General features: G+C 51.5%; 28 protein-coding genes and 2 pseudogenes. 23 read left to right on the top strand and 7 right to left on the bottom strand.

The annotated features are described in order from the left end of the window. Positions 1–43: 43 nt before the first annotated feature. Together AC6I8F_RS02630 and AC6I8F_RS02635 are read right to left on the bottom strand one after the other, a co-directional pair. Positions 44–1,087, bottom strand: coding sequence for a phage portal protein (locus AC6I8F_RS02630; protein ID WP_498028455.1), 1,044 nt, complete (start codon positions 1,085–1,087; stop codon positions 44–46). Then, positions 1,088–1,693: pseudogene (locus AC6I8F_RS02635) on the bottom strand (phage terminase large subunit family protein); the annotation flags it as partial. Here AC6I8F_RS02635 and AC6I8F_RS02640 point away from each other — a divergent pair. Then, a pseudogene (locus AC6I8F_RS02640) lies at positions 1,694–2,629 on the top strand (phage late control D family protein); the annotation flags it as partial. Positions 2,630–2,692: 63 nt separating this feature from the next. Beyond that, positions 2,693–2,911: an ogr/Delta-like zinc finger family protein gene (locus AC6I8F_RS02645; RefSeq protein WP_262264709.1), complete on the top strand. Its 219-nt coding sequence runs from the start codon at positions 2,693–2,695 to the stop codon at positions 2,909–2,911. A gap of 122 nt (positions 2,912–3,033) precedes the next feature. On the opposite strand, the gene AC6I8F_RS02650 is transcribed toward AC6I8F_RS02645, so the two are convergent. The 3 genes from AC6I8F_RS02650 to AC6I8F_RS02660 form a co-directional block, all read right to left on the bottom strand. Continuing rightward, complete coding sequence (locus tag AC6I8F_RS02650; protein ID WP_498028456.1) at positions 3,034–3,192, bottom strand: hypothetical protein; 159 nt, start codon at positions 3,190–3,192, stop codon at positions 3,034–3,036. 541 nt (positions 3,193–3,733) lie between these two features. Then, on the bottom strand, positions 3,734–4,762 hold the full coding sequence (locus AC6I8F_RS02655; protein ID WP_498028457.1) for a phage integrase: 1,029 nt from the start codon (positions 4,760–4,762) through the stop codon (positions 3,734–3,736). After that, complete coding sequence (locus tag AC6I8F_RS02660) at positions 4,762–5,352, bottom strand: phage repressor protein CI (RefSeq protein ID WP_498028458.1); 591 nt, start codon at positions 5,350–5,352, stop codon at positions 4,762–4,764. The genes AC6I8F_RS02655 and AC6I8F_RS02660 overlap by 1 nt, the downstream gene beginning before the upstream one ends. 127 nt (positions 5,353–5,479) lie before the next feature. Between AC6I8F_RS02660 and AC6I8F_RS02665 the strand changes: the two genes are divergently transcribed. The 14 genes from AC6I8F_RS02665 (at position 5,480) to AC6I8F_RS02730 (ending at position 15,743) form a co-directional block, all read left to right on the top strand. Continuing rightward, positions 5,480–5,743: a hypothetical protein gene (locus tag AC6I8F_RS02665; protein ID WP_411672535.1), complete on the top strand. Its 264-nt coding sequence runs from the start codon at positions 5,480–5,482 to the stop codon at positions 5,741–5,743. A 30-nt stretch (positions 5,744–5,773) separates the two neighbouring features. Further along, the gene (locus AC6I8F_RS02670) at positions 5,774–6,283 is read left to right on the top strand and encodes a phage regulatory CII family protein (protein ID WP_498007917.1); all 510 of its coding nucleotides are present in this window, start codon (positions 5,774–5,776) and stop codon (positions 6,281–6,283) included. A 9-nt stretch (positions 6,284–6,292) separates the two neighbouring features. Then, positions 6,293–6,496 carry a phage filamentation protein Fil family protein gene (locus AC6I8F_RS02675; RefSeq protein ID WP_498028459.1) on the top strand — a complete coding sequence of 68 codons (204 nt, stop codon included), beginning with the start codon at positions 6,293–6,295 and terminating at the stop codon, positions 6,494–6,496. Next, positions 6,433–6,774, top strand: coding sequence for a DUF5347 family protein (locus AC6I8F_RS02680; protein ID WP_498028460.1), 342 nt, complete (start codon positions 6,433–6,435; stop codon positions 6,772–6,774). Before AC6I8F_RS02675 ends, AC6I8F_RS02680 begins: the two co-directional genes overlap by 64 nt. Positions 6,775–6,844: 70 nt before the next feature. Continuing rightward, positions 6,845–7,072, top strand: coding sequence for a DUF2732 family protein (locus AC6I8F_RS02685; protein ID WP_498028461.1), 228 nt, complete (start codon positions 6,845–6,847; stop codon positions 7,070–7,072). Further along, positions 7,072–7,299 (top strand): TraR/DksA family transcriptional regulator, encoded by a 228-nt coding sequence (locus AC6I8F_RS02690; protein WP_058771671.1) that lies wholly within the window; start codon positions 7,072–7,074, stop codon positions 7,297–7,299. Before AC6I8F_RS02685 ends, AC6I8F_RS02690 begins: the two co-directional genes overlap by 1 nt. After that, entirely contained in the window at positions 7,296–8,159 is an 864-nt protein-coding gene (locus tag AC6I8F_RS02695; protein ID WP_498028462.1) for a DNA adenine methylase, read from the top strand. Before AC6I8F_RS02690 ends, AC6I8F_RS02695 begins: the two co-directional genes overlap by 4 nt. Beyond that, the gene (locus AC6I8F_RS02700) at positions 8,156–8,548 is read left to right on the top strand and encodes a hypothetical protein (protein ID WP_498028463.1); all 393 of its coding nucleotides are present in this window, start codon (positions 8,156–8,158) and stop codon (positions 8,546–8,548) included. Before AC6I8F_RS02695 ends, AC6I8F_RS02700 begins: the two co-directional genes overlap by 4 nt. After that, positions 8,538–10,787, top strand: coding sequence for a replication endonuclease (locus AC6I8F_RS02705; protein ID WP_498028464.1), 2,250 nt, complete (start codon positions 8,538–8,540; stop codon positions 10,785–10,787). Before AC6I8F_RS02700 ends, AC6I8F_RS02705 begins: the two co-directional genes overlap by 11 nt. Positions 10,788–10,989: 202 nt before the next feature. Continuing rightward, a complete protein-coding gene (locus tag AC6I8F_RS02710; protein ID WP_498028465.1) occupies positions 10,990–11,181 on the top strand; it encodes a hypothetical protein in 192 nt (63 codons plus the stop codon). Positions 11,182–11,446: 265 nt separating this feature from the next. Continuing rightward, positions 11,447–11,644, top strand: coding sequence for a hypothetical protein (locus AC6I8F_RS02715; RefSeq protein ID WP_022549167.1), 198 nt, complete (start codon positions 11,447–11,449; stop codon positions 11,642–11,644). A 3-nt stretch (positions 11,645–11,647) separates the two neighbouring features. Then, a complete protein-coding gene (locus tag AC6I8F_RS02720) occupies positions 11,648–12,442 on the top strand; it encodes a hypothetical protein (RefSeq protein ID WP_498028466.1) in 795 nt (264 codons plus the stop codon). A 225-nt stretch (positions 12,443–12,667) separates the two neighbouring features. Next, a complete protein-coding gene (locus tag AC6I8F_RS02725; RefSeq protein ID WP_498028467.1) occupies positions 12,668–14,917 on the top strand; it encodes an AAA family ATPase in 2,250 nt (749 codons plus the stop codon). Beyond that, a complete protein-coding gene (locus tag AC6I8F_RS02730) occupies positions 14,910–15,743 on the top strand; it encodes a hypothetical protein (RefSeq protein WP_498028468.1) in 834 nt (277 codons plus the stop codon). The genes AC6I8F_RS02725 and AC6I8F_RS02730 overlap by 8 nt, the downstream gene beginning before the upstream one ends. Before the next feature lie 44 nt (positions 15,744–15,787). Here AC6I8F_RS02730 and AC6I8F_RS02735 read toward each other — a convergent pair whose 3' ends face one another. Then, positions 15,788–16,816 carry a phage portal protein gene (locus AC6I8F_RS02735; RefSeq protein ID WP_498028469.1) on the bottom strand — a complete coding sequence of 343 codons (1,029 nt, stop codon included), beginning with the start codon at positions 16,814–16,816 and terminating at the stop codon, positions 15,788–15,790. Continuing rightward, positions 16,816–18,579, bottom strand: coding sequence for a terminase ATPase subunit family protein (locus AC6I8F_RS02740; RefSeq protein WP_498028470.1), 1,764 nt, complete (start codon positions 18,577–18,579; stop codon positions 16,816–16,818). The genes AC6I8F_RS02735 and AC6I8F_RS02740 overlap by 1 nt, the downstream gene beginning before the upstream one ends. Positions 18,580–18,723: 144 nt before the next feature. Between AC6I8F_RS02740 and AC6I8F_RS02745 the strand changes: the two genes are divergently transcribed. From AC6I8F_RS02745 to AC6I8F_RS02775, 7 genes are all read left to right on the top strand, one after another. Next, positions 18,724–19,572, top strand: coding sequence for a GPO family capsid scaffolding protein (locus tag AC6I8F_RS02745; protein ID WP_498028471.1), 849 nt, complete (start codon positions 18,724–18,726; stop codon positions 19,570–19,572). A 52-nt stretch (positions 19,573–19,624) separates the two neighbouring features. Continuing rightward, positions 19,625–20,737, top strand: coding sequence for a phage major capsid protein, P2 family (locus tag AC6I8F_RS02750; protein ID WP_498028472.1), 1,113 nt, complete (start codon positions 19,625–19,627; stop codon positions 20,735–20,737). Positions 20,738–20,740: 3 nt separating this feature from the next. Then, positions 20,741–21,409 carry a phage terminase small subunit gene (locus tag AC6I8F_RS02755; RefSeq protein ID WP_498028473.1) on the top strand — a complete coding sequence of 223 codons (669 nt, stop codon included), beginning with the start codon at positions 20,741–20,743 and terminating at the stop codon, positions 21,407–21,409. A 91-nt stretch (positions 21,410–21,500) separates the two neighbouring features. After that, entirely contained in the window at positions 21,501–21,968 is a 468-nt protein-coding gene (locus AC6I8F_RS02760; RefSeq protein ID WP_498028474.1) for a head completion/stabilization protein, read from the top strand. After that, positions 21,965–22,171 (top strand): tail protein X, encoded by a 207-nt coding sequence (locus AC6I8F_RS02765; protein WP_371221637.1) that lies wholly within the window; start codon positions 21,965–21,967, stop codon positions 22,169–22,171. The genes AC6I8F_RS02760 and AC6I8F_RS02765 overlap by 4 nt, the downstream gene beginning before the upstream one ends. A 9-nt stretch (positions 22,172–22,180) precedes the next feature. After that, positions 22,181–22,396 (top strand): HP1 family phage holin, encoded by a 216-nt coding sequence (locus AC6I8F_RS02770; RefSeq protein WP_411672586.1) that lies wholly within the window; start codon positions 22,181–22,183, stop codon positions 22,394–22,396. Next, on the top strand, positions 22,377–22,886 hold the full coding sequence (locus tag AC6I8F_RS02775; protein WP_411672553.1) for a lysozyme: 510 nt from the start codon (positions 22,377–22,379) through the stop codon (positions 22,884–22,886). The genes AC6I8F_RS02770 and AC6I8F_RS02775 overlap by 20 nt, the downstream gene beginning before the upstream one ends. Position 22,887: the final 1 nt, after the last annotated feature.

Below are 22,887 nucleotides of genomic sequence, written 5' to 3' on the forward strand. Positions count from 1 at the left end.
CGCCCTCAAGCGGCACTCATAAATGCTAATATTTGATACCAATTTAATTTTCAAAATTCAGTTCGTAAGATTTAAAGCAGATGATTCTATCTCCTAGCCATACGTTTAATTCTTCAATCCTTTTCTGAAGAGGCATAAGTTCATTACGAACAAATACACGGCTTGCCTTCTCAACATCTCCAAACCCCCCAACATTATTCGGCATAATCCCCATCATCTGCGGCGGCACGCGATGCGCGGCCATCATGTCGTCACGGCTCACGTTCTTGATATTCAGAAACTCATCCTTAGCCGCCACCTCTGACAGCGGGATGATCTGAATTCCGTCTTTCTTGCCGTTCGGTGAGTACATAAAAAAGTTGCGGAAGTTGCCCGGCCCCTTGGCACTCTTCATTGCCTGGCGGATATTGTTTACGTCTTCCTGATTCTGCGCGGCGTCGGTCATATACATGATGAAACCGGCGTGGCTGCCGTTAAGGTAGTATTTTCGACGGAACAACGTTGCCGACTCGTTTAGAAGGGTGGACGGGATTGCCGAAAGGTATTCCGGCAGGCCGTAAACCTCCTGATTTAAATCCGGCTCCATCAGGTGAAACACGCTGCCTTTAGTGAACTCGTAAGGCTGCGTGTTCATGCCGTACTGCACGAACCAGTAGGTGTCTAAATCGGTGCCGCGTCGGGTGAATTTTGCCAGTGACGGCTCAAGCGACAGCACGCCGCCGAGCCTGTTGGTGCGCTTCTCTAGATAGGCGTTGCCGAACACCAGATAGTCCTGCACAAACCGGCTGAACGCCTGCTGACTCAGCAGCGGGTGCGGGATGAAGGTGCTGGTCAAAATGTTGCGTTTTACTTTGATCGGGGAACTGTGGTGCACGGCGGCGCGGAACGTGCGCGCTAGCCCGTCAAAGCTCACCGGCGGTTCATACCAGCGATCGGTTACCACACATTCCACGTAATCCAGCAGCTCGCGGCGGTCCAGAACCGGCACCGGATCGCCAAAGGTGAACGCTTCCTCCGTGGTGGCGCCGCCGGCCATATCGTTTTGCTGCACGGGCTGCGTGCGCGTGCGGTTCCTGCGTTTACTCATTCAAAAAATCTCCATGATGTTGCGGCTGTTGGCGGATTCGCCCTGCAGCGGTTCGTTTGCCAGCGCGTGCATGGTTGCCCAAGCTAAATCTGCGTGGCTGGCTTCTTCGCTGCGGCTGGCTTCGTAAGTGGGGCGGTTTCCGCTGGCCGTGGTGGCGCGGCGGATTGCCATGAATGACTGCGCTATGTCGAGGTGGCCGGCGTCAAACTCCAGCCGGCCGCCGCTGATGATGTCGTACGCCTTCAGTACCAGGGCGTTTTTCACGTTCGGGTTATAAACAAACTCTTTCACTGCGGGGAAAAACATCTTCACGTTCTCGTATACGCCGAGACCTACGCCGGTGGAGTCAATGCCGATATAGGTGACGTTATACTGCTGCGTCAGTTTTTTAATGGACTCTGCCTGCGCGCGGAAGTCCATTCCGCGCCACTGGTGGCGCTCCAGAATGCGGAACTTGCCTCCGGGCACGGCTGGCGGCGCAATTACCACGCAGCCGGCGCTGTCGCCGTTCTGCGTCGCCTTTGCCGGGTCGTAACCGATCCATACCTCACGCCAGCCGAACGGGCGCAGCGCCAGCGCCTCAAAGTCGGACCACACCTCCCAGCCGACGCCGACGGCCAGCTGCAGTTGCCGCGCCGTGGCGTTTTGCTGGAGCTGGCGCTGGGCTGGCAGGGTGAAGTGCTTTTCTCGAAAGGCAGCTACACCGTGGACGAAATCGAGCACACCGGCACGCCTGACCGTCTGGTGCTGCGCGCCCGCAGCGCCGATTTCCGACAGACGCTTAACATCAAAAGGGAGAAATCCTGGCATAAAACCACTGTGGGCGAGATGGTGAAAGATATCGCCGCCCGGCACCGGCTGGAGGTCGCGCTGGGTGAGGACGTGACGAAAATGGCGATCGATCACATCGACCAGACCAACGAGTCAGACGCCAGCTTTCTGATGCGGCTTGCGAAGCAGTGCGGCTCCGTTGCGTGCGTGAAAAATGGAAACCTGCTGTTTATCCGGCAGGGGCAGGGCAAAACCGCGAGCGGCAGACCGCTGCCGGTTATAACCATTCAGCGCAAAGATGGTGATGGCCATCGCTTTACCCTGGCTGACCGCGACGCCTATACCGGCGTGATCGCCAGCTGGCTGCACACCCGTGAGCCGGAAAAAAAGCCGGAAGCGAAGGTGAAGCGCCGGCGCAAAGCCACGGTCAGAAAAAAGGAGCCGGAAGCGAAGCAGGGGGATTATCTGATCGGAACGGATGAAAACGTGCTGGTGCTGAGCCGGACCTATGCCAACCGGAGCAATGCAGAGCGCGCCGCCAAAATGCAGTGGGAACGGCTGCAGCGTGGCGTGGCGTCTTTCTCGCTGCAGCTGGCGCGCGGACGTGCAGATCTCTACACAGAGATGCCGGTGAAAGTCAGCGGGTTTAAGCAGGCGATCGATACGGCTGAATGGATTATTACGACGCTCACGCACAGCCTGAGAGCGGACAACGGCTTTACGACCAGCATTGAGTTTGAAGTGAAAATAGATTCGCTAGAAATGGAATGAGTGCTATCTCAAAATGGTTTAATTAAGTATCATTCATTTCAATTGGGTTATAGAGACAACGCGATGATGAATTGTCCTTTGTGCGGGAATACCGCACACACACGCAGCAGCTTTCAGGTATCAGCAACAACCAAAGAACGTTATAACCAGTGCCAGAACATCAATTGCAGCTGCACGTTTAAATCTCATGAAACGGTTTCTGAGATCATCATGAAGCCGGGTAGCGTTAAACCTGTGCCGCCGCATCCGGGAAGAAATCAGCAGCAACCGTTGTGGTTATAATCTTTAAAAGATATTAATTGCTTTCGTATACAGAGCATTTATAACCGATGATTTTGAAAGTGACCAGCGCTACTTAGCAAGTGAGATGAGTTAGAAAAGGACTCCTTACGGAGTCCTATTGCTTATCTTTTTTCTACTGCTGAAATTATTTTGAAATTTGGTGCATTATAAAATTTGGATTTGATTTGCTCTTTAGCCTGAGAAGCACTGCTAGCAGTAACGTATGTAGTTGAAGTGTTGTTACCATTCTGAAATTTAACTTCAAAGCGTTTATCAGCCATTAACATTTCCTTATTATCTGACTATTAATTTAAAAAATTTCCAACCATTTATGCTCTTTGAAATCATGGTAGAGCAAACTGGTTATATTAAGCTACCCTCAACAATTGCTTAAGGCAACAAACGGTTAGTGATTCTGAAGATTTGGCACTTCAGATCACATTAAATGATCTGCTTTTTTCAAATCACTTATTTATTAGGCATTACTTTCAGCATCTACATTAGCTCAAACAACGTGCATTTCTGCCGCTTGATCACCTCTTTAGAGTTGATGTTGCCAACTATGGGTATCGTTTCGGACATCCACAGAGGAAGGTAATGAAGGTAAGGAAAAAAACTGCTGCCATTTTGCTGCCAATGACAGATTACGAAAACAAAAAAGCCACCTCAAAAGGTGGCTTAACTGCATGATTTTCATCACTAAATTTGGTGGCCCCTGCTGGGTTTGAACCAGCGACCAAGCGATTATGAGAACTATGCGCAGCAACGTAAAAACAATAGTTTTCTTTTAAAATCATGCACATGTTGTGACAATGTAAGCCTCTATTTGCCATCATTAACCATCTCTACCGCCACTTTACCGCCACTTGTAGCCAGCGGATTTAGCTTTGCTGCCTCTTCTAAATGGTCTGGCGCGAAGTGGGCATAGCGCATTGTCATTTTAATATCAGTATGCCCTAAAACGCGCTGTAAAACTAAAAGGTTTCCGCCGTTCATCATAAAGTGACTTGCGAAAGTGTGACGCAAGACATGCGTAAGCTGGCCAGCAGGTAACTCAATTCCAGTTCTCTCTAAAGCTGAGCGAAAGGCACCGTAGCAATCAGAAAATACTCTACCGGTCTTAGTTTCAGGAATAGTTTTATAAATATCCTCAGTAATGGGGACGGTCCTGTTTTTCCGGCCCTTTGTCTTAGTAAAAGTGATCTTGTATTTTGTAATCTGGCTTCTCCTGAGACCTTCGGCTTCTGACCAGCGCGCGCCAGTTGCGAGACATATTTTCACTAAAGGTTCCAAGTCTCTATATTCGCTATTTTTGCATTCAGACAACAGGCAATTAATTTGCTCGTGAGTCAGCCAGGCCATTTCGGATTCTTCAGTACGGAACGGCCGTACGTGCTTTAGAGGGTTTTCACCTTTCCATTCACCTAATCGGCTTAGCTCGTTAAACACGGCGCGGAAATAGGCAAGCTCTAAATTAAGCGTGCGGGGTGAAACCTCGGTTACACGATTTGAGCGAGCAAAATCTCCCTTTAATCGACGCTCACGATACCGAGAAAACATCTGCGCATCGAAATCCTTAGCCAGCGGCTCACCCATACACTCGAAGGCATGATTCATGGCTTTCTGTCGCTTTTCACCATCCTTCAAGGTGATCCCGTGCGCGCCATACCAGGACGTTATCAAGTCCTTCAGTGTACGACGGTCTTCTTTTTGCTCATGCCAGGGCTGCTGAACCTTATGCTGTTCGTAGGCAATTGCCTCACCTTTAGTGGCGAATTTAGTGCGAGAGCGCTTACCGTTATGGTAAATCTCACAGATCCAGCCGCCATTGGGCAATTTCCTTACAGACATCAAGCAACCTCTTTGAAAATACTAACGATACGCCCCAAAACCTTGATCTCATCTACACCGCATTCAAAAGAAACCTTCCCGCCAGCAACATGTAATTTTTTTCCCGGAAGAACAGTTAACTCACGAATGCTGATTACTCCATCCACATCGATAAGCTTAAGGCCGTCTGTGACGGCTGGGCTTTCATCCACAAAGTAAAGGGAAGACTCGGTCGCTACGCATCTGAGATTTTCTTGATCGAAAGAAAAAGTGCGAGTGTCTAATTTGTAGTCGCCAGACGGCTGCAGTGCACCTTCACATAATGTGAATTTTGCAAGCGAAGTTATACCGCTTTTCGATAATCCGCCGGGCGAATTACTCGCAGGCTTTTCGCCTTCTCCTGTCAGAATCCAGTGAAGATCAGCGCCCGTTTCAAGAGCGCATATTGCAGCGAAATCATATGAAACGCTGTCACGTGAGTAACGGTTCGATAAAGAACTTGCAGCAATATCGAAGTGGCTCGCCAGCTGAATTTTTTGGGTAAAGCCATAGACAGAGCAGATTCTGTCAAGGATTTGCACATTGTCTAACTTCGATATATCGAATTTCATTTGTTTTTCCGTATTGACCGATTAGATAATCGGTAGTAGATTTCGTCTTATCGAAAATCACTGATGGCAAACGTTGGCAAAACTAGGCAATCAGTGGCAACTATTGACTAACTGGGAATGATGCAATATGGCTTCTGAAATCGCAATCATCAAAGTGCCAGCGCCTGTCGTAACTGCTGAGCAATTCGCAGAGCTGGAAGGCGTATCCCGTCGTACCGTCTACCGCTGGACGACCGGAGACAATCCGCAACTGCCCATTGAGCCGCGCACCATCCGCAAAGGCTGTAAAAAGGCGGGCGGGCCGATCCGTATCTACTACGCACGCTGGAAAGAAGAGCAATTGCGTAAAGCGTTGGGGCATTCCCGTTTTCAGCTCATCATCGGCAGCTAATTCACATTAAGTGAATAGGGAGATTCGCACATGTTTGATTTTAAAACTTCCACCCATAACCACTATGACGACGCCTGCCGCAAGTTTGCGCTTACGCACAACATGGCGGAGCTGGCGCAGCGGGCGGGCATGAAAGTGCAGACTCTGCGCAACAAACTGAACCCCGAGCAAATACATCAACTGACCGCTCCAGAAGTGCTGTTGCTTACCGATCTGACCGAAGACGCCACGCTGATGGACGGCATGCTGGCGCAGCTGCAATGTCTGCCGTGTGTGCCGGTTAACGAGCTGGCAAAAGAGAAGTTTCCGACGTACGTGCTGAAGGCGACCGCTGAGGTCGGGCATATGGCCGCTAACGCCGCGAACCCGGAGCGCATTACGGCAACCTGCCGCCGCGGCATTCTCGAAGCCGCTAACACCGGGATCCGCTGCATTATGCTGGCAGCGCTGGCCGTGCAGAACCGCGTTCACTCCAACCCTACTTTAGCCTCAACTGTTGACGCTATCAGCGGGCTGGGTGCTTCGATTGGCATCAGCTGAGGGCGTACGATGATTTCATTTGCGGCACGCCTCAAGCGCCAGAGTCCGTCAATGACATACGGGCATGGCTGGATCATGGGCGAGAACGGCAAGCGCTGGCATCCGGTACTAAGCCATCAGGCACAGGTAAAAGAGCAAAGAGGTAAAACATGGCTATCGAAGGCGATTCAATGCTGGTTGAGCTTAGTGCCGGCCAGAGAGTTTCGGCGCTGAATCACGTTGCCTTAATCCGCGCGCAGATGATGGGCGGTAACTGTGAAAAAGATATGGCTCGTTTTTTTTCTGAAATGCGCGATGTGACAGACAGTAATTATCAGGAAAACAAGCGTGCGCTTAGCGCGATTCTGTTCCTGGCAAACATCGGTAAAGACAGACACGATGTTGATTTTAGTGAACTGACTACTGATGAAAAAACGGCGCTTGTTCGTGCAATGAATCATTTAAAAGCAGTCGTGAGTTTATTCCCCAAAAGATTAGCTCTGCCTAATTAATTAACCAAACGAAATTAAATGGCGTAAACCCGCCGGGCATTGTTTTGCCCAAATACAGGAGAAGTGAAAAATGCGAAATATTGAAACCCGTCAGTTTAAAAGTGATGACGACGCGCTTACCGCTCTGCTGAGTAAAGCTAAAAGCGAGCAGCGCTCAGACGATGCGCTGGCCGTATCTATCCACATTGCCGCGCTGGCAATTCATGCCCGCAAAAATGAAATGTCAGCAGCAGAAATTATCGAGCTGCTGGACAAAGAGGCCGAGCGTTACGAGAACCAGGCGAGGGAGCTGCACTGATGGCCGATTCAATGGATTTGGTACAGCAGCGCGTGCAGGAGGAACTGGCGCGCAATCTGGCAAACGCAACTCATCGCCCGGCCGGGGCGAGTGAGTTTTTCTGCCTTTCATGCGGTGATGAAATCCCGGAGGCGCGCCGCCGTGCGCTGCCGGGCGTTTCTGAGTGCGTGACCTGTAAGGAAGTTGGTGAGCTGAAAAGCGCGCATTACAAAGGGGCCGCACTATGAAAACCATCCTGAAGTGGCCGGGCAGCAAAGCCGGCGTAATGACTGAGCTGGCGGCTCACCTGCCAGCCGGCGATCGTCTGGTCGAGCCGTTCGCCGGTTCCTGCGCAGTAATGATGAATACTGATTACCCGGAATATCTGGTCGCTGACATTAACCCCGATTTAATCAACCTGTACCAGCAGGTAAAAGAGCACGCGCGACCGTTTATCGTGCTCGCAGCGTCGCTTTTTAATCAGAACACGAGCGAGGAAAGCTATTACCGGCTGCGCGATGAATTCAACAATAGCGCCTCAATGCCACTGCTTGAGCGCGCGGCGCACTTTCTCTATCTGAACCGCCACGGATACCGTGGGATTTGTCGCTATAACCGCCGCGGCGGATTCAACGTTCCTTACGGGAATTACGCGAAGCCTTATTTCCCCCTGGCTGAAATCGAGGCGTTTGCCGTGAAGGCTCAGCGCGCGACGTTCATCTGTGCCGGTTATCAGGAAACCCTGACCATGATTAAAGGCGGTGACGTGGTGTATTGCGATCCGCCGTATCACGGCACGTTTGCCGACTATCACACCGCCGGTTTTGACGACGATGACCAGTGCTCGCTGGTCTGCTACCTGCTGGGCATTGCTGATCGCAATCCAGTTGTCCTGTCAAACAGCGACACCCTGTTTACCCGCAGCATCCTGCGTGCTTTTGAGCTGACAAAAATCAGCGTGGCCCGCTCGGTTGGCGTTGCCGGCGGTGAGAAAAAGCGCGCAGCGGAAATCATCGCGGTGCGCCGCCCGTCTGCCGGCTGCGTGTGGTCTGGTTTTGACCTGGCGGCAGGTGCCGACCTTTCAGTGGTTGTGGAGGTGTCGCAATGATTAGCGAAGATCAACGTCAAGCGCTGATTGCGCATAACAAAGCGAAGATAAAGGCTATTACACCGCATTTTTTGAAGGAGAAAGTTCCGGGGATAAAGGCTCACCTAAATAACGAACTTAAGAGCGCAAAAATCGCGCTGGCTTCGCTGGAGGCTAAGCCTGTCGCTACATTTGGCAGCGTGGGCGGTCGGTGGCTAGGCGGAGTGAGGCCGGGCAGCTGCCTTCTCTACGCCGCACTGCCAGTGCAGGAAGACTGTGCGCAGCGCGCGCGCAATGCAGAGCAGCTGTGCGCCAAATGGAAAGAGGAGGCGATTAAAGCGCACGAAGAAAATGAAGAGTTGCGGTCCCGCTACGAAGCGCTGGCGGTGAGGCTGTTGAGTGATCGTTGAATACGCTTACCCGTGGAATGCCCCACGGGAAGCAATCGCCAGTCCGTACCCCACTTATGAGGAAATACACAGCCGCAATCGTATGATTGCGGCTTTAGTGCGTGCGCAGGAGCTACTCGAAAAGCAGCCGACGCTGGTCCAGCTGGACGTTAAGCGCCGCATCGCCGAGCTGGAAAAAACACAGGGCACAGCCCGTGCCAATGCGTACTTTACGAAGACTTTCGTAGAGCGCACATTGCCACGCGTTGAGGTTGTCAGCGCGCAATATCGCCTCGGCGTAATGAAAGGGAGCACTTTAAACCTGCTCGGTGCGAATGCGACTGACGCGGACAATACGGCAGTCGCAGGTGGTCAGCTTTTTAACCTGATGCGCCGCTTTAACCGCCTGCCGGATATGGCGCGCGCTGACGTCGATCTGCTGGCCGGGGATGTGGCTAATTTCATCCTCGCCGAGCTGGTACAGGCGCACGCGCAGGCCAGCGACGAGTCGGATTACAAATACACCCATCGCGTTTACATGACCGCCGCCACTATCACCCGGGAGCTGGGCCAGATGCCTCCGCTGTGGGAAAAGGTTACGTCCCGCCTGTTCGACCCGGAAGAAGTGACCCCGGCGATCATGCGCATGCAGACTGAAAAATGGTGGAAGGGCCGCCTGCGCCGCGCCGCCGCGTCATGGCGCGAGCACCTGCAGATTGCCCTGGCTAACGTCAGCAAAAACCACACCCCCTACGCCAGCAGCATGACCGTCTCAGAGTGGCGCGAGCAGAAGCGCCGCACCCGTGAGTTCCTGAAGGGCATGGAGCTGGAAGACGAGGAAGGCAACCGCATCAGTCTGATCGAAAAGTACGACGGCAGCGTGGCCAACCCGGCGATCCGCCGTTGCGAGCTGATGACGCGCATTCGCGGCTTCGAAAATATCTGCAGCGCAATGGGCTTCGTTGGCGATTTTTACACGCTTACAGCCCCGTCGCGCTATCACGCCACCATCAAGACCGGCCATCGAAACCGCAAGTGGAACGGCGCCAGCCCGGCCGACACACAGCGCTATCTTTGCAGCGTCTGGCAGAAAATCCGCGCCAAGCTTCACCGCGAGGAAATCCGCATTTTCGGGATTCGCGTTGCCGAGCCTCATCACGACGCGACCCCGCACTGGCACATGCTGATGTTTATGCGTCCCGAACATGTTGATCGCGTGCGCCAGATTATGCGCGACTATGCCTGGCAGGAAGACAGCGGCGAGCTGACGAGCGATAAAGCCCGCAAAGCGCGTTTTCACGCCGAAGCCATCGACCCGGAAAAAGGCAGCGCCACGGGCTACGTGGCTAAGTACATCTCGAAGAACATTGACGGCTACGCGCTTGACGGTGAAATTGACGACGAAAGCGGCAAAGAGCTTAAAGAGACTGCGCCGGCCGTTTCCGCCTGGGCTGCGCGCTGGCACATTCGCCAGTTCCAGTTTGTGGGCGGCGCGCCGGTGACTGTTTACCGCGAGCTGCGCCGCATGGCCGACAGCGAAACCGCGCACGGGCTCAGCGTTGAGTTTGCAGCTGCGCACGACGCTGCTGATGCGGGTGACTGGGCAGGCTACGTTAATGCGCAGGGCGGCCCGTTCGTGCGCCGCGATGAACTGGCCGTGCGCACCTGGTATCAGGCCAGCGAAGACGTGAACGAATACGGCGAGGAAACCGTGCGCATCAAAGGTGTTTTTGCTACTGAAGTCGGAGAAGATACGCCAATTTTAACCCGGCTGGCGCAGTGGAAAATCGTTCCGAAGCGTGCCGTTGATTTTGCTTTTGACCTTCAGGACGCGCCCGCGTCCTCTCGGAGTTCTGTCAATAACTGTACGGGAGGTTTGAGATCCGAGGATTCGAGCCCGCCGGAAAGTTTCGAAAAAATTGACCCTGACAGCATGAGCAGGAAGGAACGGAGGCGCTTGCTGGTGCAAATCAGGGCGCAGCAACCTCAAAAACTACATAAGAAGCTCAGGCGATCGGACAAAATCGAAGCTGCCTGCGACAACCTGATAAGCCAGGTGAGAGATTTAAGCGGTGAAACTATCAGCCGCGGTCTGGCCGTGCGCCTGATTGGCGGTACGCAGACTGTAATTGCCGGGCGTATGTTCCGTAGCTCTGCAGATGGAGATCTGTTCCGGCCAAAATCAGAGTCGGCAGGGGAGGGGGTGTTAACCCGCTTTAACCGTTTAGCTGAACAGATGAGAGCAAAAAATGTTCGCTGACGTTCTAAAACTAAAATTATACAGGCTAATTATGCATAGATTGTATTGATAGTGTGCCTTATTGTGTCGCTTGGTATGGCGTGGAAAAGATGTTTCATATCAGCAGGATAAAAAGTAGTTGTTGTGAGGACATTTTTCTTTCGCTCGATCTGAATGCTATGATACTGTGTATATGTACAGTGATTTGATGGGGGGAGGATGCATGGATAATGATTTACAAGAACGGGTAATGCTTGAACGCGTTGAGTTGATAGCAAGGCTCACTACTGAAGGGATCTGTAAAGAACGCGATAGGGAGATAGCGCTTAGCCTCATAGCTGAGATAGCAAGTACCTCCGTCATATCCAATAAGCAATTTTCAGTCGTGTTTTCGGCTGTGCCCCTTGAAAAATAACTTTAGGTTACTGTTATGCACATCGACATCATGCTCGATAAGAATCAAAAGATAAGCTAATCGGTGATGGATGCTTTTCATGAGGAAGTCAGCAAGACAGGGCGTGCGCTCTCTTTCCTAACACCTAAATTCTGTTGATTGCTGCAGGTAAGTAGGTTAAGAAGTAGCTCCAACCGAATTTTATTATCTTGCAGCTGTCCTATAGTTACATGGCAGCACACTGTAAACGCCGCTGCCAGCGGCGTTTGTGTCATCAGGAGGTTATATGACCGAACTTCTCAGAAAGATGTTATCCGCTCCGGGTAAGATCATGCAGGAAGCTATCCGTCATGATGTCAGTAATTCGAACGGTAAAATCATTACCGACCTGAACGGCTCAGCGACGGTTAACATGAAAAATCAGCAGGTACGCGACTCAATGCGTGCGCGCATGGAAGAACTGGCAGCTAAACGACAGGGATAGTTGATGGGTCCGTTGATCATTATGGTTGTCCTCGTATGCGGGTTTTGGTACACACAGAATCATTACCAATCCCGCATAAAATTAGCCCGAAGTGATGGCTGGAATGCTTACTTTTATGTGGCTATGCATGGATGTAAGTTCGCTATCCAGGGCTTTGGCGTTATCACAGCCCTCTTTGTTTTCCTCCTTCTGGTTAGTACTGTAGTCAACATATTGGGTATGATATGGCCCAGCCTCCACGCTGATTATTATTCATGGCTGACGGATGTTAAGGTCATGTCCTATCCACTTTTCTTTGTTCTTTCAATGGCAATGGCTGTATGGCTTGCTATTGATCAGGGAAACAGCGCTAAGCGCGCGCTGGAAAACAACGAAGAAAGGCAAAAGGCATATCGTGAAATGGCCGCGCAGGATGGCATTGAGTCATTGCTGCTCCAAGCAATCGATGAAGGACAGCTGATTTTTGTCACTCTGAAATCACGGAAAGTTTATATCGGTTATGTAGCTGCGCCTCGCATGGAGCATCACGACACACAGCACCTTGCCATCATCCCTTACATCAGCGGCTACCGTGATAAAGATACGCTGCGATATCACGAACAGCACAGATATTTTGAGCTTTACCTGAGCCAGGACATTACAGCTGATTCTGTGCCACTTAATTTCGGGCATTTCCGGCACGTAATGCCTATGGATCAGGTTGAGGGCGTTTCACTTTTTGATACCGAAACCTATAAGTCTTTCGACGATTTCTCAACGCCAGAACCTGCTAAAGAAGATAAACCCGGCAGTGCATGACTATGCTGCATGAATCCGCATGATCCTTAAAGGATCGCTTATCCTTCAGCCCGCCAGTACTGGCGGGCTTTTGTTTGTGTTATGCAGATGCATGAAAACCACTGCATAAAGCGGGCAGGCGTGGTGGGGATAGCATTGCGCGCTAGCTGCCAAACATATATCTTTACAACTTGTAGGCAGAGGACGTTCCCGCCCCATATCTGGCTATCATTAAAGGAGTAGTCGATGACAAAAGTTTCCAATAAAAACTCTAAGAAAGACTTTGCTAGTCTGAGGGATCTATTTTTAGATCCCAATAACTATCGGTTTGTCGATAATGAAAATTACAAGCAGGTTTCATCAGATAACATAACGGACTTTTCGATTCAGAAAAGAACACGGCATTTTATTGAAGGTATTAGACAAGAAAATATTAGAGATTTATTGTCAAGCTTCAAAGCTAATGGTTTTTTAGATGTAGATATTATTCAAGCAAGAGAGTTACATGATGGTGCTTTTCTTGTGTTAGAAGGTAACAGGCGAGTTGCAGCACTAAAGCATCTGCAGGAAGAATATGAAAAGGGTCTGGATATTGGTAATTTGGATCCTAAAGTATTTCATAGTGTCAAATTTGAATTGCATGAATCAGATGACACTGAAAAACATTTAATCGTGATGGGATTAAAGCATATTAGTGGGAATAAAAAATGGTCAACTTTAAATCAGTCAAAGCTGGTTCATGATTTCCTCTTACCCTACAGAAACACTGACTTATACCTATCTAAAGAGAATGAGTTGTGCGATTCATTAGGCATATCTAAAGCAAGGTTGAGGTCGATGATCAGAATCTACAACCTCATTTCCGCATATAAAAGAAGCGACTATAGTGAGCAGTTTGATCCTGCTCGATATGGTCTATTTGAAGAAATCATAAAAAAACCTGCAATAAGAGAATGGCTAAGCTGGAGTGATGAAATTTATGCAGCAAAGAATAGCATTAATCTCGAAAGGTTATTTTCATGGATTTCAAGGAATGAATATTCGTGCTCGACAGAAGATTTAGATGACGATGAAGTAGAAGATGATTTTTCCGAAAGCAAAAGCGATTATGAAGAACGTGATGCTATCATCACTAAGTCTCTCGAAATTCGTGAGTTAGCTTTATTTATTAATAATGAATCTGCTCTTGAGGTGATGGAGAGAGAGAGAAGTCTTGCTAGAGGTTTAGCAGTTAGTGGAACAATCGATAAACAAAATTATCAAAATGCGCTTGCTGATTTATTCTCTTCTGTAAAAACTTTGTCAGAGATTAGAAATCATGTCAGTAACGAGGATGTTGATTCACTCATTGATGCTAAAGAAAAGTTGAGTTCAATTCTTCCAAAGAAAAGCACTTTAAATATAGAAGGTGGTAATTATAGCGTAGCTTTTGAATTCGGTAGGCCTACTCAGTTTTCTGAAATATCAATTGAGAAATATAAATCTTTTAAGAAGTTTCGTTTAGATAACCTGAACAAAATAAACATTATTGCTGGGTTTAATAATAGCGGTAAAACCAGTTTGCTAGAGGCTATTTATTTATTAACTCAACAAAATGATATTTCTTCATTTTTCAATTTGATTAAATCAAAGAATAAATCTTCAGACTTAAGTCCACTGTTGTTGAATAAAATATTTACTAAGAATATGTATATTGGTGGCATTTACAACAATGTCGGCGTCGGGGTTAAGTACGAAAAGTTTGAAGCCATTGATATAGACAAAAAAGACGATTACATCTCATCATATAAAGTAACATCTACAATCGATGGAGAGGATTTCACTACAACAATTCATACATTTGTGCATGAGCAAATGATCAGGAATAGTAACTCAGTATTGAAGCTATGCCCAGCATCTATTGAAAGCCCATATTTTTATAGCTTGGACAATCTGGTTAAGAATTACACAAAATCTATCGAAACAAAATGTCAGCGCCCTAATAGTTCAGAGTTTGTTACAGCTATAAGCCTTGTTGTTGATTTTGTCAGTAAAATTGATGATTCCATAACCGATATCAGATTTACTGATGAGGGTGAATTAAAAAGATTTATTGTAGAATCAGAAAAAAATAAATTTAGCAATTTTGATATAACTACTTATGGTGAAGGTTTACAGCGCGTATTTTATATCGCTCTGAGTTTTGCTGCTGCTAAAAATGGTGTCATATTAATTGATGAGTTTGAAACGGCTATTCATTACTCCCTTTTGGTTGAGTTTACAGCTTTTGTTCAACAGCTTGCAGAAACATTTAATGTGCAAATATTCTTAACAACACATTCGAATGAATGTATATCTGCGTTCGTCAATAATGGTTTTGATAATAAGGTTATATCGGGCTTCCAATTAAATAATGATGGTAAGAGAATAACTTACAAAGATGTGGGGGGCGAAAGATTACAATATTTAATAGATAGTTTAGGCGTGGATATAAGAGGGGGTGCTGAAAATGAATAGTCTTACTATCGTTTTTTGTGAAGGTGGTCATGACATTGCTTTCCTAACGCGACTGCTACTTTGGTCGGGTTTTGAAGATTACAATAAAGAAATTCATAAATTCCCTGTTCCGTTTAATAACTTATTCTCAAGCGAATTAAAGAAAATAAACCTCTCTGAAAGAAAGTTAGGTTATGTAGGTGCTTCGCATAAGATCCCTTCTGCTGCATTTAAAAAAGATAATGATTTCGTCTTTATTCACAATCTTAATGGGGACGGTAAAGAAAGAGAAAGGAGAGAGGTGTTTGATTTATACAAAGAAATTAAAGGTAAGGATGGGTTCTCAACTGGATACGACTTTGGATATAAGTTCTTGTATTTTTTTGATGCCGATGACATCGGTGTGGATAACCGCCTCGAGCAAATATCAGCAGAGATTGGGTTAACACCGACTTTGCTCAATGGTCAGCTGCAGTTACATGATGATGATACTTTTGGAGCTTATATTTATCATGATTCAGCGAATGGATTAAATACTGGAACTTTAGAGGATATAATATTTGATTTAGTTAAAGTAAGGCATGGCGTTATATTTAGTGCTGCATCTAAATACCTTGATGATAATAGACTTCCAGCCCAAAGTTGTTGCGAGCTCAGAATTAGAAATGGCGTTGAAGGGTATGGAGCGGCTAATAAGTTTAAGATAAAAAAATCAATAATTAGCACTATGGGGCAATTGCAGTTTTCAGGTTCTAGTAATATTGTGGTGATAAAAAATTCTGATTTTTTCAAGTCAAGGGATTTAGCTGCATCCCAAGTCTGCAATGATATAGTTCGCATGTTTTGATTATTCGCATCTTCAGTGTCCTGAAGATGCGAGTCAATCATTATCTAAAGTGAATATTTGCTAAATTTTATTATTTCTTCGCCCAGCCAGTTATTGATCTCCTTCAGACGTTCCTGCAGCGGTGTCAGTTCATTACGAACAAATACCTGAGACGCTTTCACCGCGTCACCAAATCCGCCTGAGTTGTCCGGGATAATTCCCATCATCTGCGGCGGCACGCGGTGAGCGCTTAACAGGTCATCGCGGCTGGCCTTCTTGATGTTAAAGAAATCGTCTTTCGTCGCCACCTCGCTAAGCGGCAGGATCTTAATCCCGTCCGGCTTACCGTTCGGCGCGTACATGAACAGGTTGCGGAAGTTACCCAGCCCTTTAGTGTCACGCATTGCCTGGCGCATCCGGTCAATGTCGCTGCTGCTCTGCGCCGCGTCGGTCATATACAGGATGTAACCGGCGTGCGCGCCGTTCTGGTAATACTTGCGGCGGAACAGCGTAGCCGCCTCATTGAGCCAGGCTGAGTTAAGCGCGCTTAGGTATTCCGGCAGGCCGTAAAGCTCCTGATTGATGTCTGGCTCCAGCAGGTGAAAAACACTGCCGGGCGAAAACTCATGCGGCTCTTTCCAGTCATTCACGAACCAGTAAACGTCATCCTTCACGCCTCTGCGGGTGAATTTGGCTGGAGTGGTTTCAAGGCGCAGCGGCTTACCGAGGCTGTTGCGGCGCAGCTCGGCAAAGGCATTGCCGAAGACCAGATAATCAAGCGCAAATTTGCTGAATTCCTGCTGACTCATCATCGGATGCGGGGTGAAGGTTGATGCCAGAATGTTGCGCTTTACATAAATCGGCGAGCTGTGGTGCACGGCCGCGCGCAGGCTTTTCGCCAGGCCGTTAAAGCTGACCGGCGGCTCAAACCAGCGTCCGTTACCGATGCACTCGGCGTAATCCAGAATGTCGCGTTTATCCATAACCGGGGTGGGCTCACCGAAGGTAAATGCCTCGGCGTGCTGCTGTGGTGCGGTTGCCTGTGCTGGCTGCGCAATAGCGGTGTGAGCCTTGCGGCCTCTGCGTTTGCTCATCAGTAAAATTCCAGAATTGAGGGGTTTGCGCCGCCGCTGGCAGCGGTAAGCGGTTCGTTTAACAGTGCGTGCATGATGGCCCAGGCAACGTCTGCATGGCTGGCTTCTTCGCTGCGGCTCGCTTCATAGGTTGAGCGGTTGCCGCTGGCCGTCATAGTTTTGCGGATCGCCATAAAAGATTGCGTGATATCCGTCGCCCCGGCGTCATACTCAAGGCGCCCGCTACTGATAGTGTCCTTTGCCTTCAGCACCATTGCGGTTTTCACCTCCGGCGAGTATTTGATTTCGCGCGCGGCGGGGTAAAACTGGCGTACCAGCTGGAAAACGCCCTGGCCGATACCGGTGGCGTCCACGCCGATATATTCAACGGTGTATTTTTTCGTCAAATCCTCGATAGATTTCGCCTGCGCGGCAAAGTCCATGCCCCGCCACTGGTGGCGCTCCAGCACACGGAACTTTCCGCCTGCAACCAGCGGCGGCGCGATAACCGCACAGCCTGCACTGTCGCCGGTATGCGACGGGTCATAGCCGATCCAGACCGGCCGGTACGCGAACGGCCGCGGCAGATATGGGTTAAAATCTTCCCACTCTTCCAGGCTATCGATCATGCAGCTTTGCAGCTCGGCGAACGGGAACACGCTCGCCTCGTCGTCGACAAACTCACACATAAGCAGGTTCTGATATTCCGCCGGGCTGTATTCAAGCTGCAGCTGGTCAATGTCGAACAGGTTGCAGCCGCCGGTCAGCGCATCCTCAACCGTCACAATCTGCCGCCACTGGCCATCACCGCACAGCGCACCTTTCGCCAGGTGAGAATGCGATAGGTCTATCTCAATGCGGTCACCTTTGCTGCGCCGCCCTTTGTTAAACAGCTCACCTGACCAGAACGGATACGCGCTGTGCGACAGGGCAGAAGGCGTGGAAAAATACGTCGTGCGCCACTTCTTGTGCAGCGACATGCCGCTGGCGACTTTGCGCAGCTCCTGGAATTTCGGTATCCAGAAATATTCGTCCAGGTACAGATTGCCGGTGTAGCTCTGCGCGGTACGCACGTTCGTGCCGAGGAATATCAGGCGTGCGCCGTTTGGCAGCACGATGGGATCGCCTTTCAGGTCAACGTCAACCTGGCGGGCGAAGTCGATGATGTAGTTTTTAAAGACGTGGGCCTGCGCCTTGCTGGCCGAAAGAAATATCTGGTTGCGGCCGGTGGTCAGCGCATCGATCAGCGCCTCGCGGGCAAAATAGAACGTGGCGCCAATCTGGCGGGACTTCAGAATATTGCGGATGCGATGAGTCAGCCCGGCGCGGTGCCAGTTGAGCTGATACTCAAAGCAGTTATCCATAAACACGCCGGTCAGCTTGTCGATCTGCTCGTCGCTGAACTCGTTTTTAACGACAGGCTGGCGCTCGCCCCTGTTGCGGTTGCGCACGTTCGGATTTAAGTCGGCCTCGTTACCGCTGCTGCGGTAGCGCTCAACGCGGGCAAGGCGCTCAATCTGACGGCCGAGCGCGTCTATCTCTTTGTAATCACCATTCCCCTTTACCTCTTTCATGATGAGCTGGATCAACCGGGCTTCCATGCTGGATTCAACGCGACTGATGGGCGCAACGTCGTCCCACGCGTCGCGCAGTTTCCAGCTCTGCACGGTTGGCGTTTTCTGTCCGAGCGTCTCCGCAATCTGGCGCACGGAATAACCCTGCCAGTAAAGCAGCGCGGCCTGACGGCGCGGATCGCTGATGATGGTTGTCGGTGTCGTTTTCATACCGGCAAGGCTACCGGGGCCGAAAATGGCGCGCCTGCTGTGCCTGTTTGCTGATGCATCAGCGGGCTGGCATTCGTTGAGGGATTGTGTGGCGACGGGGAAACTGGCCCCGAACCGACCCAACACCTGACCGGAGCCTGATTAATGGCAGCAATCAAATCAAAGCGTTTTCGTATTGCAGTTGAAGGCGCAACAACTGACGGCCGCGTTATTTCCCGCGACTGGATTTCGCAGATGGCGAAAAACTACAACCCGGAAATGTACGGCGCCCGCATCAACATGGAACACATCCGGGGCTATGCCGCTGACAGCACTTTCCGCCGCTTTGGTGACGTGACCGCCGTCGAGGCTGAAGAAATCGGCGACGGCCCGCTCAAAGGAAAGCTGGCGCTGTTTGGCTGGATTGACCCGACGCCTGAGCTGGTCGATCTGACCAAAGCGCGCCAGAAAATTTACACCTCCATCGAAGTTAATCCTGAATTCGCCGACACGGGCGAGGCGTATCTGGTCGGCCTGGCTGTTACCGACGACCCGGCGAGCCTCGGCACGGAAATCCTGAGCTTCAGCGCCACGGCTAAAGCTAACCCGCTGGCGTCCCGCAAACAGGATAAAGACAACCTGTTTACCGCCGCTGAAGAAACCGTGATCGAGTTTGAGGAAGCTGCCGATCCGGCCCCGTCTCTGCTGGCCCGCATCACCGCCATGTTTACCGGACAGAAAAAGGCCAGCGGCGAGCAGTTCGCCGACGTCGGCGCGGCGATTACGGCCGTTGCCGAGCAGGTGCAGCTGAACGCAGATACTCAGTCACAAAACCTGTCGGAGCTGGAGCAATCCGTCACCGCACGCCTTGAGGCAATCGAGCAGCAGGCCGGGGAAGACCGCGCCGCTTTCGCTGCACTGCAGGGGCAGCTATCGCAGACCGACGGCAGCTTTACCCGCCGCCCGGCGGCAACCGGCAGCGACCCGAAGTCCGGCGCGCAGACCGACTGCTAATCAGGCGTTGCCTGAACGTTAAAACCCAACACAGAGATAAACAGGAACGCCAATGCGCAAGAATACCCGCTTCAAGTTTAACCAGTTCATGACCCGCCTCGCCGAGCTGAACGGCGTAGAAACCGACGACATGAACAAAAAGTTCACAGTAGAGCCGTCGGTCACGCAAACCCTGATGACCCGCGTGCAGGAGTCGTCCGACTTTCTGACCCGCGTCAACATCGTGCCGGTGTCCGAAATGAAGGGCGAGAAAATCGGGATCGGCGTGTCCGGCTCGATTGCCAGCGTGACCGACACGGCAGGCGGTGACGAGCGCGAAACTGCTGACTTTGCCGTGCTGGATAAGCAGGGTTATGAGTGTGTGCAGGTCAACTACGATTTTCACATCCGCTATAACACCCTCGATCTGTGGGCGCGCTATGAAGATTTTCAGGCCCGCCTGCGCGACGCCATCGTGAAGCGCCAGGCACTTGACCGCATCATGATCGGCTTCAACGGCGTGACCCGCGCCAAAACATCAAACCGCGCCAAGTTCCCGATGCTGCAGGACGTAGCCGTAGGCTGGTTGCAGAAGTACCGCAATGATGCGCCGGATCGCGTGATGAGCAAAATCACCGAGGAAGATGGCACTGTCGTTTCTGAAAAAATCCGCGTCGGCAAAAACGGCGATTACGCTAACCTTGACGCGCTGGTGATGGATGCCACCAACACCCTTATCGAGCCGTGGTATCAGGAAGACCCAGAGCTGGTTGTTATCGTGGGCCGTCAGCTGCTGGCTGACAAATATTTCCCGATCGTCAACCAGTCCCAGGCCAACACCGAGCAGCTGGCCGCCGATCTTATCGTCAGTCAGAAACGCATCGGCAACCTGCCAGCGGTGCGCGTGCCGTACTTCCCGGCCAACGCGCTGATGATTACCCGCCCGGACAACCTGTCGATTTACTGGCAGGAAGGCACGCACCGCCGCCTGATTGACGAGGTGCCGAAGCGCGACCGCATCGAAAACTATGAGTCCATCAACGAGGACTACGTGATCGAGGATTACGCGGCCGGTTGCCTGGTTGAAAACATCGAGGTCGGTGAGTTCGCTGCGCCGGCGGCAACTATGCAGGAAGCGGCGGCAGAAAGCGGCGGCGCTGCTGGCACCGAAAAAACGGAGGCGTAACGCATGTTAAGCCCTGCCCGACGTCACCGCATGCGCCAGCAGGCTATCGAAGCCTCGCAGAACGCCGACGATCCGCTGCGCCACGCCAGCGGCTATGAGCAGATGCTCATCAAGCTCAACGACGACAAGCGACGCCTGAAGAAAGTGCACTCTAACGAGCGCAAGGCGGAAATGAAGCGTCAGCTGCTGCCTGAGTACCTGCCGTGGGTGTCCGGCGTGCTGGAGAAAGGCAAAGGCGCACAGGATGCCGTGCTGATGACCGTCATGATCTGGCGGCTCGATGCGGGCGACGTGCCCGGCGCGCTGGAAATTGCCCGGTACGCGCTGGAGCACGGCCTTGTGTCCCCTGACGGCTTCAAGCGCGCCAGCCTGCCGTATCTGCTGGCCGAGGAAGTCGCCAGCGCGGCAACGCGAGCCTGGACGGCAACAGAGCCGGTCGATGTCGGCCCGCTGCTGGCAACTATTGCGATGACGGAATCCGAAGACATGCCCGATCAGGTGCGCGCAAAGCTGCACAAGATAACCGGGTACGTGTTTCGCGATGCGGGCAGGGCTTCGGAGGCGATGACCCACCTTGTACGGGCGCAGCAGTTGCACGACGGCTGCGGCGTCAAAAAAGACATTGAGCGGCTGGGAACGGCGATGAAAAAGCAGGCCATCGCCAGCCGCTGACCGAACGCGACCCCGCGCACGGGCGGCAGGACGACAACGCACTTTCAGTGTCTGCGTCGTCCTCCACCGCCCACCTATTTAAGGGCCAACTATGAGCACGCTGGTAATAGCAGCACAGCGACCGGCAGAGACTGCCGAGCCGCCGGTTAAGAACACCTTTTTCTGGCCTGATATCGACCTGCAGCAGCTAAGGGAAACGCTGCGCTATGAGGGAACGGTCACCACGCAGCGCCTGCGCCTGGCGGTGAAGTCGGCGATAGCTGAAGTGAACGCGGAGCTGTACGACTGGCGCGCCGCGCAGATGGCGGCGGGATTTGAAACCCTCGGCGCCGTACCCGCCGAAGCGCTCGACGGTGAGAGCGAAAAAGTCACGGAGTATTTTGCGGCCGTCAGCGCTTTGACTGCCGCGGTGATTGTGGAGCGTTATCGCGGCTATGACGCCAGCGGCACGAAAAAGGCCGGTGAAATCGAAGCAAGCTCTGACGAATACTGGCGCGATGCGCGATTCAGTATCAGTCGCATTGCTGAGCGCCCCGGCTGCATCGTGAGCCTGCTATGACGCAGATATACGCGCTGCAGGGCGATACCGTGGATGAAATCTGTCAGCGCCATTACGGCCGCACTGAGCAGGTTGTCGAGCTGGTCTATGCGGCGAATCCTGGCCTTGCCGAAAGCGGGCCGGTGCTGCCGCACGGATGCGATATCACGCTGCCAGACCTGCCGGAGTCCTCCACCGGGGAAACCGTTAACCTCTGGGACTGAATCATGAATATCACTATGGAACGCATCAGCGCCTTTATCACCTACGCCGTTGCGGTGGTGATGGGCTGGCTGGGTAAGTGGGATTTGCAGGACGTGGCGACGATCCTCGGCATGGTGCTGGGCGTGGGCATGTTTCTGGTGAGCTGGTACTACCGGCGCAAAACCTATCTCCTTTTCGAGCGCGGTCGGATAAGCCGGGGTGACTATGAATCTGCAAGCCGTTAAGCGCTGCTCTGTCGGCCTCGTGCTGGCGATTGCCGCCACGCTGCCAGGATTTCAGCAGCTGCACACCTCAGTAGAGGGACTGAAGCTGATCGCCGATTATGAAGGCTGTCGCCTGAGTCCGTACAAGTGCGACGCGGATAAATGGACCGACGGCATCGGTAACACCGTTGGCGTGGTGCCGGGCAGAAACATTACGGAACGGCAGGCGGCTGGCACGTTTATCTCTAACGTTCTGCGCACTGAGATGGCGCTGTCCCGCTGCGTGTTTTCGCAGGTACCGCAAAAGGTGTACGACGCACTTGTGTCGTTTGCCTTCAACGTCGGCACAGGCAACGCTTGCGGTTCAACGCTGGTGAAGCTGCTGAACCAGAGCCGGTGGCGCGAGGCGTGCTATCAGCTGCCGCGATGGGTGTACGTGAAGGGGGTATTTAATCAGGGGCTGGATAACCGGCGCGGTCGTGAGCTGGCCTGGTGCTTAAAGGGAGTGTGAC

Source organism: gamma proteobacterium symbiont of Axiagastus rosmarus (genome assembly GCF_059730925.1).